Genomic DNA, 13,416 nt, shown 5'->3' with positions numbered 1-13,416 from the left:
GACTAATTGAAAAGGATTGCGAGAGTGCAAAGCACGTAGCAATCTGGTATCAAAGGGGTCAAAATACCTTTTGGCCTCAACATCATTGAAAAGATAAAATTACAGAAAGCAAGGGACGTATAAATGATAGAAAAAGGGCTGGTATATGGAAGATTTCAGATTCTGCATCTCAAACATGTGGAATATATTCTGGCGGCAAAGATGCGCTGCAAAAGGCTTTATATAGGAATCACTATGTCGGATGATCTGCACGTATCAGGGGGTGAGGAAGACAATTACCGGATAAGACGGAGCGCTAATCCTCTGACTTATATTGAGCGTTATGAGATGCTTCGTGATACGTTGCTCAGTTTCGGAGTGCCGAGAGAAGAGTTTGAGATCATCCCATTTCCGATTGACAGAGTGGAATATCTGGGGCAGTATCTGCCGGAGGGTGCGGTCTGCTTTATGAGTATCTGTGATGAATGGACTGCGAACAATGAGAAGCGTTTTGAGAAGCTTGGAATTCCGGTGGAAGTTCTCTGGAGAAGGACCAAAGAGGAAAAAGGGGTATCAGGTTCCCAGATCCGGCAGAGGATCCTGGCAGATGAAAAGTGGGATGATCTGGTGCCAAAGACCGTTTTTGATTATGTTCTTTCGCACGGAATTGATGACAGGATCAAGTTTTCAAAATAAAGGAGAAGCTGAAAATGCAGGATTGGGAAAGATTTGGAGAAGAGATCAGACGAACCGTGCAGGATGCTGTAGACTCGCAGGATTACCGAAAGCTGAACCAGACGATCACAGATACGATCAACCGGGCAGTGAACGGTGCGGTAAATGGCGCGGAACAGAGCATGCGTTCTTTTGGAAATGCGTTTGATCAGGCAACGAGAAATATGGGAAGAGGTCCGGGAGGACCGCGTGGAAGATATGGACAGATGGGCGGGGCTGACAGATGGGGAAGAACGCCTGGAGGAGGTGTACCTCCGTTTGGAACTTACAGGTGGAGCGGAACGGATGGAAATGGAAGAGCATGGAATCCGGATATGCAGGACTATAAGGCGGAATCACAGGGCAGCCGGTATGGATACAGCAATGCACAGCAGTCACCTGTCTTGTATGGATCGACGACGGGAACAAAGGCAGGCGGAATTGTCATGATCGCAACAGGCGGAAGCATAGCACTTATATTTCTGATTCTGTTCCTTGCATCTTGTATTGCTTCTTTGCCGGAAAGTCCGGGGGCTTTATGGATCATGCGTGCGGTATTTGGACTGTTTACGGCAGCAAGTGGCATGATCACAGGATGGGGCATTAAGCTTCTGAAACAGGTTGGAAGATTCAAGAACTACAGCCGCAGGATTGCAGGCAGAGAGTATTGCAATATTTCGGAGATCGGAAGCAATTCCGGAAAATCCATAAAATTTGTGACAAAGGATCTGGAAAGAATGATTTCTAAAGGCTGGTTCCGTCAGGGGCACATGGATGGTGAGAAGAAATGCCTGATCCTGTCAAACCGTGCTTATGAAGAATATTTACAGATCGAAACCCGCAGACAGCAGTCGAAAGCGGAAGAGCCGGTAAAGAAAGAAGAGAAGACACAGGAAAATACAAAAGAAAAAGAAGCAAAGAATGAAAAGCTGGCACCAGAGGTGCAGAAGATCATTGACCAGGGGGATGCTTTTATCAGAAAGATCCACGAGTGTAATGAAGCCATTCCGGGAGAAGAGATTTCCGCAAAGATCAGCCGGATGGAGATGCTGGTAGACCGGATCTTCGACCGGGTGGAAGAAAATCCACAGTCAGTTTCGGATATCCGTAAGCTGATGGAATATTATCTTCCGACGACGATCAAGCTTCTGGAAGCATATGAACAGCTTGACAGACAGCCGGTTGATGGAGAAAATATCCAGACTGCAAAACGTGAGATTGAGGCAACGCTCGATACTTTAAATACGGCGTTTGAGAAGCTTTTGGATGACCTGTTTCAGGATACCATGTGGGATGTCTCATCGGATATTTCCGTATTGAATACCATGCTTGCACAGGAAGGTCTGAAAGAGGACGGAATGAAAAAATAAAGTCGCAGGAGGAAGAAAAGTATGAACGATTTTGAAGAATTTAATGTGACACCGGAGCTGACGCTGGATCCGTTCCAGGAAGAAAAAAAAGAGACTCCGCAGATTTATCAGGAGACAGAACCGGAAACACCGGAGATCGTCCTGACACCGGAAGAAAAGAATATGGTCAGTGCATTTGCAGAAAAAATTGATCTCGCCAATTCGAACATGATTCTTCAGTACGGAGCCGGAACCCAGAAGAAGATTGCAGATTTTTCAGAAAAAGCACTGGAAAATGTAAAAACAAAAGATCTTGGAGAGGTTGGCACACTGTTAAGTGATGTGGTGACAGAACTGAAAGGATTTGATGAGGAAGAGGAAAAAGGATTCCTCGGAATCTTCAAAAAAGGCGGAAACAAGATCCAGGCAATGAAAGCCAAATATGCAAAAGCAGAAACCAATGTAAACAATATTGTCAAAGCACTGGAATCTCACGAAGTGCAGCTTATGAAAGACATTGCGCTTCTGGACAAGATGTATGAAGTGAACCTGACATATTATAAAGAATTGGCCATGTATGTGCTTGCCGGAAAGCAGAAGCTTGCCGAGACAAGAAACGGCGAGCTACAGGAACTGAAGAATAAAGCGATGGCAAGTGGACTTGCCGAGGATGCACAGGCAGCAAAAGATCTGGATTCCAGATGTGAACGTTTTGAGAAAAAACTGCATGATCTGGAACTGACCAAGACAATCGCCATGCAGACCGCACCACAGATCCGTCTGGTACAGGGAAACGACACAATGATGGCAGAAAAAATCCAGTCTACACTCGTCAATACGATCCCACTCTGGAAAAGCCAGATGGTACTCGCCCTTGGTGTAGAACATTCCGCACAGGCAGCCGCAGCCCAGAGAGAGGTCAACGATATGACCAATGAACTCCTGCGCAAGAACGCAGAAAAGCTGAAGATTGCTACTGTAGAGACTGCCAAAGAATCCGAGCGTGGAATCGTAGATATTGAAACCTTAAAAGCAACCAATGAATCGCTGATCGCAACCTTCGATGAAGTCATGCAGATCCAACAGGAAGGCCGCCAGAAACGTCAGCAGGCAGAGGTGGAAATGCAGCGCATCGAAGCTGAACTGAAAGCGAAGCTGTTACAGGTTCAGGGGTAAGCGTTTGGTGGATGACATACAGGCCGGAACAAGTAGATTCTGTTTTTTTATGAGGAGAAAGTGGCGAAGAGTCCGTAGGTAAAAAGGCAGCCGGTAATTTTGGATACCGGACTGATTCGCTGAATAATCTTGATGATTATTCGGCTCAGCAGTCCTCTGGATTTCGTGTATGAAACACGAAACCAGATCCAAATTACCGGCTGCCTTTTTACAACGGACTCTAATCGCCGCTTTCTAACATAAAAAAACAGAATCTACTTGTCCCTGCCTTGCTGTATTCCACGGGGGGACGCCTGGAGGCTGCCCCCGTTATGGGGTGGGTGCGAGTGGAGGAGATGACAGGCGGTAGGAATAATAGGATACTTGGTGAGGAGCTTCTTAAAATTAAAAGTTTGCCAGCGCACAGACATAAAGAGCTCCGTTTTCTGTGATTAGAAACGGTGCTAGAGTCCGTTAGAAAAAATGCACCAGTAATTCGGATCTGGTTTCGTGCTACAAGCACGAAATCCAGAGGGCTGCTGAGTGGAATAATCATCAGGATTATTCCGCGAATCAGCCCGGTATCCAAATTACTGGTGCATTTTTTCTCTACGGACTCTTCACCATTTCTACCCACAGAAAACGGAGTCCTTTATGTCGTCCCTTTTGTACATTTATTCAATAACAGTTCCGGTTTTACCCTTCAGAGCATCTTTCAGAGTATCAAAAGAAGTAATCAGAGCACTTCTTCCCTCTTTCTTTTCTATGAATCCTACGGATGCCTGGAATTTTGGAAGCATATTGTAGATTCCGAAGTGTCCTTCATCCATGTACTGCTTAGCCTGTTCTACGGAGATAGTATCGAGTTCTTCTTCATCTTCTTTTCCGTGGTTTAAGCATACCTTTTCTACACTGGTCAGGATGATGAGTTCATCAGCATCAATCTGTTCAGCGAGCTTGCCGGCAGTAAGATCTTTTTCGATGACTCCGCTGGCACCTTTAAGATGATTGTTCTGCTGGAGTACCGGGATTCCGCCACCACCGCAGGCGATTACGATATGTCCTGCATCGGTAAGGGTGCGGATGGCATCAACTTCTACGATATCAACCGGGTTTGGAGAAGCAACGACACGGCGGAAGCCCTGACCAGGAACTTCTACTACATAATTGCCCTTTTTACGTTCAGCGGCAGCGTCTTCTGCGTTCATGATACGTCCGACAATCTTGGTTGGTGTATAGAATGCTTCGTCATATGGATCAACAGTTACCTGTGTGATAACGGTGCATACGCTGCGATAGATGCCGCGTCCGATCAGTTCTTCGCGAATCGCATTCTGCAGGTCGTATCCGATGTAACCCTGCGACATAGCAGAGCAGACTGACATCGGAGAAGCGGTATAATCCGGATGATTGGTGCTGAATTCGTTCATAGCAGTATGGATCATACCAACCTGAGGTCCATTACTGTGTGTGATTACTACCTGGTATCCTTCTTCAACAAGATCTGCAATGGAAACTGCAGTTTTTTTAACGGCAACCTTCTGCTCTGGAAGTGTGGTTCCGAGTGCGCGGTGTCCTAATGCAACAACAACTTTTTTCTTCATATTACATCCCTCTGTTTCTCAGAATTTGAATTGTCTGCGTATGAAAAACATATAACGCAGACAACAGCGATAAAAAATATATAAAAATTATAGTATTTTTTTATGGAAATTGCAATCATTAGTTGGCAAAAATGCACAGTATAAAAAGGAATTATTGGTGGGCAGAAGCTAAATGGCACAAGGACGGGGATTTTTAGAAAACATGCTGACAACAAGGGGAGATGTTCATATAATATAATAAGAAGTCCGATGGATGGTGCAGTATGAAAGAGGAACGGATTCGATTTTGCGGATTAAAAGAGCGTGAGGTCATCAACATATGTGACTGCAAGCGGCTCGGGTTTGTTGCAGATCTGCAGATCAATATCTGTTCAAGGTGTGTGGAAGCATTGATCGTACCGGGACCGGGAAGAATCTGTGGATTTCTTGGGTATGATGCGGAGTATATTATTCCGTTTGAGTGTATTCGCAGGATTGGAGAGGATATTATTCTTGTGGAAATTAAAGAGGACAAATGTCTGAAGCCGTGTAAATAAGAATAGTAAAAGAGGAAGAAGAGTACAGACTGCTTAGTGAAATAAATGAGAACAAGTAAAAAGACAAAGGAGAGAAGAAAAATGACAGCATTTTTTAAAGAAATCGAGCCATTCCGGGGAAACGGAAACGAAAATGAAAAGGGACAGACGCTGGAAAATTTTCTGGAAGAGTATGATCCTTATAAATATAAGAATCCTTGTGTGACAACGGATGCAGTTATATTCTCCTGCAAAAGAAAGGTAGTGGACGGAGAATGGAAAGTTCTGATGGTTAAAAGGCGGAATCATCCGAGCATTGGCTGGTGGGCGCTGCCGGGTGGGTTTATTGAACTTCATGAGAATCTGGAAGATACGGCAAGAAGAGAACTGACCGAAGAGACCGGCGTGGCGGATCTTCCGATGGAGCAGTTTGCAGTCTATGGGAATGCGACCCGTGATCCGAGGGCACGGATTATTACATCGGCATATCTTTCGGTTGTGGATGAAGGGCAGGTAAAGGTGCAGGCTGGTGACGATGCGGCGGATGCAAGGTGGATGCAGCTTCATTGTCAGACAGAATCGGTGAAGGAGGATGGAGATTGGAAGAGAACCATTTATCGACTGGCATTGGAAAATAAAGAAGCAGAGCTTACAATTTCGGCGATCGTTGAAAAAAAGGAAAGAAGTGGACTGGTAAGAGAGACTTATTATAAGGTAAAAGAATCGGACCGGATCGCCTGTGACCATGCAGCACTGATCGTACAGGCATGGAAGCTAGTGGAAAGCCGGCTTATATAGCTTTTTGATAAAGTGTGAATTTGTTGACAACCCTGTATACAGGATTTATACTATAGACATTAAAAATGTGCGTGATTCGGCAGTAGAATCAATCAAGAACCAGGCAGGAGGAAAAAAGATGAAGTGCCCATATTGTGGTAACATTGATACAAGAGTCATCGACTCAAGACCGGCAGATGACGGAACGACGATCAGAAGGAGAAGATCCTGTGATGCGTGCAACAAGCGTTTTACAACCTATGAGAAGGTGGAGACCATACCGCTGATCGTGATCAAGAAGGACAACAACCGTGAGCAGTATGACCGTACTAAGCTGGAAGGCGGAGTACTCCGGGCGTGCTATAAACGTCCGGTAGCGGCAGCAGATATTCAGGCAACGATCGACTCGATCGAGACAGCGATTTTCAGCCGGGAAGAGAAAGAAATTCCGAGCAGCCAGATCGGTGAGATTGTTATGGAAAGCCTGAAAAAGCTGGATCCGGTTGCTTATGTACGTTTTGCATCGGTATACAGGGAATTTAAAGACGTGAATACTTTCATGGATGAACTGAAGAAAATATTAGAATAAAAGGGGAAAGACAAATGGAACGGAAAAAGACAGTATTGCTCTGTGTGACCGGCGGTATCGCGGCGTACAAGATTGCAACACTGGCAAGTATGCTGGTAAAGACAGGATACGATGTGAAAGTTGTGATGACACAGAATGCAACGAATTTTATCAATCCGCTGGTATTTGAGACGCTGACACAGCATAAGTGCCTGATCGATACATTTGACCGCAATTTTGAGTACAGTGTGGAGCATGTGACACTGGCAAAATGGGCAGATATTGTGATGATCGCACCTGCCACGGCAAATGTGATCGGCAAGCTGGCACACGGGATTGCAGATGATATGCTGACTACGACTGTGATGGCATGTGCCGAATGTAAGAAGATCCTTGCACCGGCGATGAATACAAGAATGTATGAGAATCCGGTCGTACAGGATAATTTAAAACTTCTGGAGCATTATGGATATGAAGTGATCCAGCCGGCAAGTGGACATCTGGCATGCGGAGATAACGGAGCCGGGAAGATGCCGGAAGCGGAGACTTTGTATGAATATATTTACCGGGATACTGCTTATGAGAAAGATCTGACCGGAAAGAAAATTCTTGTCACAGCAGGACCGACAAGAGAAGCAATCGACCCGGTGCGCTACATTACGAATCACTCATCCGGTAAGATGGGATATGCTCTTGCACGCGTTGCTGTGGCAAGAGGAGCGGATGTTACGCTTGTCACCGGACCGACAGAGATCAAAAAGCCGATGTTTGTGAAGATTGTTCCGGTCACGACTGCAAAGGAAATGTTCGAGGCGGTAAAGGAAGAGGCAGCAGATGCAGACATTGTGTGTAAAGCAGCAGCGGTTGCAGATTACCGGCCAAAGCATATTGCGGATGAAAAGGTGAAAAAATCGGACAGTGAGATGAGTCTGGAACTGGAAAAGACGGACGATATTCTGAAATATCTCGGAGAGCACAGAAAAGACGGACAGTTCCTGTGTGGATTTTCGATGGAAACCGAGAATATGGTTGAAAATTCCAGAAAGAAGCTTGAAAAGAAGAAGCTGGATATGATCGCGGCAAATAATCTTAAAGTTGCCGGAGCAGGATTTCAGGGCGATACAAATCAGATGACGCTGATCACGAAGGAAGATGAGACTGCACTTCCAATGATCAGCAAGGAAGAGACAGCAGCTTGTATTCTTGACAAGATTCTGGAGTGTATGAATAAATAAAAAAGCCAAAATGTATTGTATCTCGTAAAGAGAATAGTAACAGGAGGAAAAGAAAAATGAATCAAGGCAATGAACGTACTACATCCATGTCCAAAACAAAAGGACTCGTACAGATGGCAATCTTTGCAGCACTTATTGTAGTGCTGGCATTCACCCCGTTTATCGGATATATCCCATTGGGATTTACAAGGGCGACGATTATCCATATCCCGGTGATCATGGGATCTCTGATGCTTGGACCGAAGAGGGGCGCAGCGCTTGGAGGCGTGTTTGGTCTTACAAGTTTTATCAATAATACGATAAATCCGACATTGACATCATTCGTATTTACCCCATTTTACAGTTTGGGTGAATACAGTGGAGGGATCGGAAGTCTGATCATCTGTTTTGTGCCACGTATTTTGATCGGTGTAGTACCGTTTTATGTTTACCGTCTGGTTAAGAAGCTTTCAAAGAACAATGGAGTATCCTCTGTTGGACTGATTGCGGCAGGACTTTCCGGAGCACTGACCAATACGCTTCTTGTCATGAATCTTATTTTTGTATTTTTCAGAAATGATTATGCGGCAGCCAATGGTGTTACCGTAAAGGCGGTATATGGATTTATTCTGAGCATTATCGGAATCAATGGGATTCCGGAGGCGATTGTTGCAGCGGTGATCACACTGGTACTTGGAAAGACGCTGATGAAAAAAGGGGTACAGGAAAGATTAGGAGTGTAAAAAATGATACTTGCGATTGATATAGGAAATACAAATATTGTACTTGGATGTGTGGATGACAACAAAACCTATTTTATCGAAAGACTTTCCACGATCAAGACAAAGATGGAACTGGAATATGCGATTGATATCAAGATGGTTCTGGATATTCACGGAATCAAACCGGAGAAGCTGGAAGGAGCGATCATCAGCTCGGTAGTTCCGCAGATTACATATGTCGTAAAAGAGGCGGCAGAAAAGATTCTGAAAAAAGAGACACTGGTCATCGGACCTGGCGTGAAGAACGGACTCAATATCCTGATGGATAATCCGGCACAGCTCGGAAGTGATCTGGTGGCAAATGCAGTTGCTGGAATTGCAGAATACAAAGCACCGATGATGATTTTCGATCTGGGAACGGCGACAACAGTCAGTGTGATCGATGAAAAGAAAAATTATATCGGAGGCATGATCTATCCGGGAGTGAATATTTCACTGAACGCCCTGACGGAAAATGCATCCCAGCTTCAGGGAATCGGTCTGGAAGCCCCGAAGCGGATTGTCGGAAAGAATACGATCGAATGTATGAAGAGTGGTGTTCTCTATTCCAGTGCAGCGGCAATCGATGGAATTATTGACCGGATTGAGGAAGCGATTGGACAGCCGATGACTGCAATCGCAACAGGTGGACTTTCCAAGAAGATTGTTCCGTACTGCAAGAGAGAGGTCATACTGGATGACGATCTGCTCCTGAAAGGACTTCTGATCATTTACCGGAAAAACAGATAACAGAAAGGTGACAGGGACGAGGACTTATAAAGTTTTCGCCCCTTTTATAAAAGGATGAATACTTACCGGATAACAGTTGCCTATGATGGAACGGCGTATCGTGGATGGCAGAGACAGGAGAATACGGAACTTACTGTACAGGGAATTCTGGAACGGCGGATTTCAGAAATTGCAGGGAAAAAGACGGTGGTCAGTGGTTCAGGAAGAACGGATAGTGGTGTGCATGCATTAGGGCAGGAGTGCAGTCTGTATCTGGAACAAGAAATTGATATGGACAGTTTTAAGAAGCAGTTAAATGCACTTCTCCCGGAAGATATCAGAGTGCTGGATATCAGCAGAGAAAAACGGGATTTTCATGCAAGAAAGAGTGCAGTCGGGAAATGCTATGAGTATCAGATCGATCTGCGTGACAAGATGGAAGTATTTCATCGGAAATACCGGTTTCATTTTCCACATCCGGTCGATATCGCCGCGATGGAACAAGCAGCAGAGTATCTGATGGGAACCCACGATTTTTCCGCCTTTACGGATTTGAAAGAGGACAAAGATACGGTACGGACGATTTATGCGGTCGGGATCGTGTATGAAAAGGATACACTTACGTTATCGTGGATCGGAGATGGATTTTTATATCATATGGTCCGGATACTTACCGGAACGCTTCTGGATGTGGGAATCGGGAAAATAAAAGCGGAAGAGATACCGGAGATTCTGAAAGCGAAAGATCGGAAGAAATCTGGTTTTCCGGCACCGGCGAAGGGACTGTTTTTAGGCCGTGTTTTTTATACAGAAGCGGAGCTTAAAAAAGCGGTACAGAAGATCGGCGAAAAATAAAAACCAAAGAAATGGAGGAAAGAGAAGAGATGAAGTTTATTTCATGGAATGTAAATGGAATCCGTGCATGTGTGCAGAAAGGATTTATGGATTTTTTTAAAGAGGCAGATGCGGATATTTTCTGTCTGCAGGAGACAAAGATGCAGGAAGGGCAGCTTGTACTTGATCTGCCGGAATATCACCAGTACTGGAACTCGGCTGTGAAAAAAGGATACTCAGGGACTGCAATTTTTACAAAGAAAGAGCCGTTATCGGTTACTTACGGACTTGGGATAGAAGAACATGATCAGGAAGGGCGCGTGATTACACTGGAATTTGAGGATTTTTATTTTATTACCGTGTATACACCGAACTCCCAGAGCGAACTGGCAAGACTTGACTACCGTATGACCTGGGAAGATGCGTTTCTTGCTTATCTTAAGAAGCTGGAAGAGACAAAACCGGTGATCTTCTGTGGAGATTTGAATGTGGCACACAAAGAAATTGATCTGAAGAATCCAAAGACCAACCGGAAGAATGCCGGATTTACAGATGAAGAGCGAGCAAAATTCTCAGCACTTCTGGATGCGGGATTCATTGATACTTACCGCTATTTCTATCCGGATAAAGAAGGAATTTACTCCTGGTGGTCCTACCGGTTTAAGGCAAGAGAAAAGAATGCAGGTTGGCGTATCGATTACTTCTGTACATCAAAAGCACTGGAAAGCAGGTTGGAAGATGCGAAGATTCTGACAAATGTATTTGGATCTGACCACTGTCCGGTGGAACTGGATTTTAAGTAGGGGTGAGATCGATAAGCTGCGACATCAAATTGTAAAAAAATAAACTGATCAGATTCATTTTTGTGCGATGGAATCTGATCAGTTTATTTTTTTGAAATTTTTCGTTCAGGGATAGTGGATGATTCTGTTTGAGGGAATATATAAAATTCTGCCTGCATATAAATATACATGGGTAATTTAGCTTTTGGGATGAGGAGGGACATGTATGGAACGGATTGGAAGTATCTGGACGATGATAGTTCGGTATTTGCTGCTGGTGATGTTTGGTGGAGTGATTGTCTGGGCGTGCAATAGTGCAGGAATATCGGTTTACGCAGATGATGGGGAGACACCGGATGGAGCAGAGCTGATCCGGTTTGATTTTCACAAGTCGGTAAATCAGGAGGTTGGGATCCCGGCAGGAATACCAGGATTTTTCACTTATTTTTATGAAGGAAAAGAATACCATTACGGATTCCGGTTTGACAGAAATGGGACAGGGCCAGAGACAGAAAAGTTTGGTACGGCATATGTCTGGGCACCTTATACGGTTATTTATTATGACGCTGCAGGTGGTGAGATCGAGAATTACGGTACGGCAACAGCAGGCGGAAGAAGGCTGTTTGCGACAAGGGGAAATGGTGAAGAGCTTGAAGCCGGGCAGAATAAAGGGAAGAACAAAAGAAAATTTGCGGCAGACTATACTGTGTATGGGCAGAGCCTTCGGTTAAGTGAAGGATGTATGCCAACGGCAGTGAAAGACGGATATCGATTTGAAGGATGGTATGCGTGGACTGATGCTGGAGTTGTGCAGGAAAAAGAACTGGCAGAGCTTGCAAAACAGGAGCAGTATGGGACACTTGAAGATGAGCTGAATGAGAAATATACGGAGCAGACAAAGCTTCTGGAAAACCGGGAATCCGAAAGATACCCGGCATCCAGTATTACACTTTATGCGAAGTGGGACAAGATCTGGGAGTAGGAGTTAGATATATCCTCCGTCCATACCCAGTATCTGCCCGGTAAGATAGGCAGGGGCATTTGCAAGCTGCCATGCGAGAAGCGCGACTTCTTCTGGTGTCCCGAAACGTCCGGCAGGGATTTCTTCTGCGAGGGCAGCTTTTTCTTCCGCATCCAGAAGATCATTCATTACGGTATCGATGACACCACAGGCGATCGCATTGACCTGGATATTGCTTGGCGCAAGTTCCTTTGCAAGTGCGCGGGTAAGACCGTTCAGACCGGATTTGGTGGCAGAATAAGCGACTTCACAGGAAGCACCGACAGTTCCCCACATCGAAGAAATATTGATGATACGTCCCGCTTTCTGATGGATCATGTAAGGAAGTGCTGCGCGGCAGCAGTAAAATGCGGAAGAAAGATTAGTGGAAATCATTCGGTTCCATTCTTCAATGCTCATATCCGTCAGAAGTCCCATCCATGCGATTCCGGCATTGTTGATGAGTACGTCAAGACCGGAGCCGGACATTTCAATCTGGTCAAAGATACGTCCGACTTCGGATGGAACACCTACATCTCCTGGGAGGATTTCGCAGGAACCGGAGGTTTCCTTTGTGATAAAATCAGCAGTAGCCTGCAATTCACTGATGGATTTGCGGCAGTTTAAAAATACATGCCATCCCTCTTTTGCAAAGTGGATAGCGCAGGCTTTTCCGATTCCACGGGAAGCGCCGGTGACAAGAATCTGTTTTCTGTTCATTTATAAAAACTCCTTTTGCTATTTATAAGAATTACTTTACAGTTATTTTTTTCTACATAATCAGACAATATTATACACTGATTTTCTTGTGATTTAAAGACGCTGGTGTTATGATAAATATTGAAAAAATGTCATACAGATGCGAGGAGGAAAAACATGGTACAGAAAGCCATTGATTTTGCCACCAAGGTACATGAAGGTCAGTATCGGAAGGGGACCGACAGACCGTATATTGTACATCCGATGGAAGTAGGAAAGATAGTATCCACGATGACACAGGATGAGGAGATCATCAGTGCAGCAATCCTGCATGATACGATCGAGGACTGTGAGGGTGTGGATGCAAATGTGTTAAAAGAGATGTTTTCAGCAAGAGTTGCGGGAATCGTATCACAGGAAAGCGAAGATAAATCCAAGACCTGGATGGAAAGAAAAAGTGCAACCATAGAAAGGCTTAAGACAGCACCAATTGAGGTTCAGATGATCGGACTTGCGGACAAGCTGTCGAATATGCGGGATATTGATCGGGATTATCCTGTATGTGGAGAGGAATTGTGGAACAGATTCCGAATGAAAGACAAAGCAACGATCGGATGGTATTATAAAGGCGTCAGAGAAGCATTACGGGAAGCATTTGCAGAGACGGAAGCATTTGCAGAATACTGTAGTCTGATTGACAAAAATTTTGGATAATAATGAGGTAGAAGAGAGGAAA

At 44.8% G+C, this 13,416-nt stretch carries 15 protein-coding genes; 13 read left to right on the top strand and 2 right to left on the bottom strand.

The window, feature by feature from the left end:
- Window positions 1-123 precede the first annotated feature (123 nt).
- Genes NQ556_RS13095 through NQ556_RS13085 form a run of 3 tightly spaced genes read left to right on the top strand, consistent with a single transcriptional unit; the run spans window position 124 to window position 3,218 of the window.
- Entirely contained in the window at window positions 124-675 is a 552-nt protein-coding gene (locus NQ556_RS13095; RefSeq protein ID WP_022220823.1) for a nucleotidyl transferase family protein, read from the top strand.
- 14 nt (window positions 676-689) lie between these two features.
- Window positions 690-2,063, top strand: a complete 1,374-nt coding sequence (locus tag NQ556_RS13090; RefSeq protein WP_022220822.1) for a 5-bromo-4-chloroindolyl phosphate hydrolysis family protein — start codon at window positions 690-692, stop codon at window positions 2,061-2,063.
- 21 nt (window positions 2,064-2,084) lie between these two features.
- Window positions 2,085-3,218 carry a toxic anion resistance protein gene (locus NQ556_RS13085; RefSeq protein WP_022220821.1) on the top strand — a complete coding sequence of 378 codons (1,134 nt, stop codon included), beginning with the start codon at window positions 2,085-2,087 and terminating at the stop codon, window positions 3,216-3,218.
- Between the two features lie 653 nt (window positions 3,219-3,871).
- On the opposite strand, the gene arcC is transcribed toward NQ556_RS13085, so the two are convergent.
- Window positions 3,872-4,801, bottom strand: a complete 930-nt coding sequence (arcC, locus tag NQ556_RS13080; protein ID WP_022220819.1) for a carbamate kinase — start codon at window positions 4,799-4,801, stop codon at window positions 3,872-3,874.
- A 278-nt stretch (window positions 4,802-5,079) separates the two neighbouring features.
- Between arcC and NQ556_RS13075 the strand changes: the two genes are divergently transcribed.
- From NQ556_RS13075 to NQ556_RS13035, 9 genes are all read left to right on the top strand, one after another.
- Window positions 5,080-5,337 carry a PRC-barrel domain-containing protein gene (locus NQ556_RS13075; RefSeq protein ID WP_044998897.1) on the top strand — a complete coding sequence of 86 codons (258 nt, stop codon included), beginning with the start codon at window positions 5,080-5,082 and terminating at the stop codon, window positions 5,335-5,337.
- 81 nt (window positions 5,338-5,418) lie between these two features.
- A complete protein-coding gene (locus NQ556_RS13070) occupies window positions 5,419-6,114 on the top strand; it encodes an NUDIX domain-containing protein (RefSeq protein WP_022220818.1) in 696 nt (231 codons plus the stop codon).
- Window positions 6,115-6,232: 118 nt separating this feature from the next.
- Complete coding sequence (gene nrdR / locus NQ556_RS13065) at window positions 6,233-6,682, top strand: transcriptional regulator NrdR (protein WP_022220817.1); 450 nt, start codon at window positions 6,233-6,235, stop codon at window positions 6,680-6,682.
- Between the two features lie 14 nt (window positions 6,683-6,696).
- Window positions 6,697-7,896 (top strand): bifunctional phosphopantothenoylcysteine decarboxylase/phosphopantothenate--cysteine ligase CoaBC, encoded by a 1,200-nt coding sequence (gene coaBC / locus NQ556_RS13060; protein ID WP_008371456.1) that lies wholly within the window; start codon window positions 6,697-6,699, stop codon window positions 7,894-7,896.
- Window positions 7,897-7,952: 56 nt separating this feature from the next.
- Window positions 7,953-8,618: an ECF transporter S component gene (locus NQ556_RS13055; RefSeq protein WP_008371458.1), complete on the top strand. Its 666-nt coding sequence runs from the start codon at window positions 7,953-7,955 to the stop codon at window positions 8,616-8,618.
- A gap of 3 nt (window positions 8,619-8,621) precedes the next feature.
- On the top strand, window positions 8,622-9,386 hold the full coding sequence (locus NQ556_RS13050) for a type III pantothenate kinase (protein WP_008371460.1): 765 nt from the start codon (window positions 8,622-8,624) through the stop codon (window positions 9,384-9,386).
- 54 nt (window positions 9,387-9,440) lie between these two features.
- Entirely contained in the window at window positions 9,441-10,220 is a 780-nt protein-coding gene (gene truA, locus NQ556_RS13045; RefSeq protein WP_008371462.1) for a tRNA pseudouridine(38-40) synthase TruA, read from the top strand.
- A gap of 29 nt (window positions 10,221-10,249) precedes the next feature.
- Window positions 10,250-11,002, top strand: a complete 753-nt coding sequence (locus NQ556_RS13040; protein WP_022220816.1) for an exodeoxyribonuclease III — start codon at window positions 10,250-10,252, stop codon at window positions 11,000-11,002.
- A gap of 205 nt (window positions 11,003-11,207) precedes the next feature.
- Window positions 11,208-11,963 (top strand): hypothetical protein, encoded by a 756-nt coding sequence (locus NQ556_RS13035; protein WP_022220815.1) that lies wholly within the window; start codon window positions 11,208-11,210, stop codon window positions 11,961-11,963.
- A gap of 3 nt (window positions 11,964-11,966) precedes the next feature.
- On the opposite strand, the gene ymfI is transcribed toward NQ556_RS13035, so the two are convergent.
- A complete protein-coding gene (ymfI, locus tag NQ556_RS13030) occupies window positions 11,967-12,701 on the bottom strand; it encodes an elongation factor P 5-aminopentanone reductase (protein WP_008371467.1) in 735 nt (244 codons plus the stop codon).
- Window positions 12,702-12,857: 156 nt separating this feature from the next.
- Between ymfI and NQ556_RS13025 the strand changes: the two genes are divergently transcribed.
- The gene (locus NQ556_RS13025) at window positions 12,858-13,394 is read left to right on the top strand and encodes an HD domain-containing protein (RefSeq protein WP_008371469.1); all 537 of its coding nucleotides are present in this window, start codon (window positions 12,858-12,860) and stop codon (window positions 13,392-13,394) included.
- The last annotated feature ends 22 nt before the right edge of the window (window positions 13,395-13,416 follow it).

The sequence above is a fragment of the Coprococcus comes ATCC 27758 genome, assembly GCF_025149785.1.
Taxonomy (GTDB): domain Bacteria; phylum Bacillota; class Clostridia; order Lachnospirales; family Lachnospiraceae; genus Allocoprococcus; species Allocoprococcus comes.
The sequence above is the reverse complement of the archived record's forward strand: the minus strand, read 5'-3'. Positions and strand labels throughout refer to the sequence as shown.

What these genes read in the sequence shown, in the direction of transcription:
- NQ556_RS13095 (WP_022220823.1), top strand. Translation starts at nt 124, where the DNA reads ATGATAGAAAAAGGGCTGGTATATGGAAGATTTCAGATTCTGCATCTC.
- NQ556_RS13090 (WP_022220822.1), top strand. Translation starts at nt 690, where the DNA reads ATGCAGGATTGGGAAAGATTTGGAGAAGAGATCAGACGAACCGTGCAG.
- NQ556_RS13085 (WP_022220821.1), top strand. Translation starts at nt 2,085, where the DNA reads ATGAACGATTTTGAAGAATTTAATGTGACACCGGAGCTGACGCTGGAT.
- arcC (WP_022220819.1), bottom strand. Translation starts at nt 4,801, where the DNA reads ATGAAGAAAAAAGTTGTTGTTGCATTAGGACACCGCGCACTCGGAACC.
- NQ556_RS13070 (WP_022220818.1), top strand. Translation starts at nt 5,419, where the DNA reads ATGACAGCATTTTTTAAAGAAATCGAGCCATTCCGGGGAAACGGAAAC.
- nrdR (WP_022220817.1), top strand. Translation starts at nt 6,233, where the DNA reads ATGAAGTGCCCATATTGTGGTAACATTGATACAAGAGTCATCGACTCA.
- coaBC (WP_008371456.1), top strand. Translation starts at nt 6,697, where the DNA reads ATGGAACGGAAAAAGACAGTATTGCTCTGTGTGACCGGCGGTATCGCG.
- NQ556_RS13055 (WP_008371458.1), top strand. Translation starts at nt 7,953, where the DNA reads ATGAATCAAGGCAATGAACGTACTACATCCATGTCCAAAACAAAAGGA.
- NQ556_RS13050 (WP_008371460.1), top strand. Translation starts at nt 8,622, where the DNA reads ATGATACTTGCGATTGATATAGGAAATACAAATATTGTACTTGGATGT.
- truA (WP_008371462.1), top strand. Translation starts at nt 9,441, where the DNA reads ATGAATACTTACCGGATAACAGTTGCCTATGATGGAACGGCGTATCGT.
- NQ556_RS13040 (WP_022220816.1), top strand. Translation starts at nt 10,250, where the DNA reads ATGAAGTTTATTTCATGGAATGTAAATGGAATCCGTGCATGTGTGCAG.
- NQ556_RS13035 (WP_022220815.1), top strand. Translation starts at nt 11,208, where the DNA reads ATGGAACGGATTGGAAGTATCTGGACGATGATAGTTCGGTATTTGCTG.
- ymfI (WP_008371467.1), bottom strand. Translation starts at nt 12,701, where the DNA reads ATGAACAGAAAACAGATTCTTGTCACCGGCGCTTCCCGTGGAATCGGA.
- NQ556_RS13025 (WP_008371469.1), top strand. Translation starts at nt 12,858, where the DNA reads ATGGTACAGAAAGCCATTGATTTTGCCACCAAGGTACATGAAGGTCAG.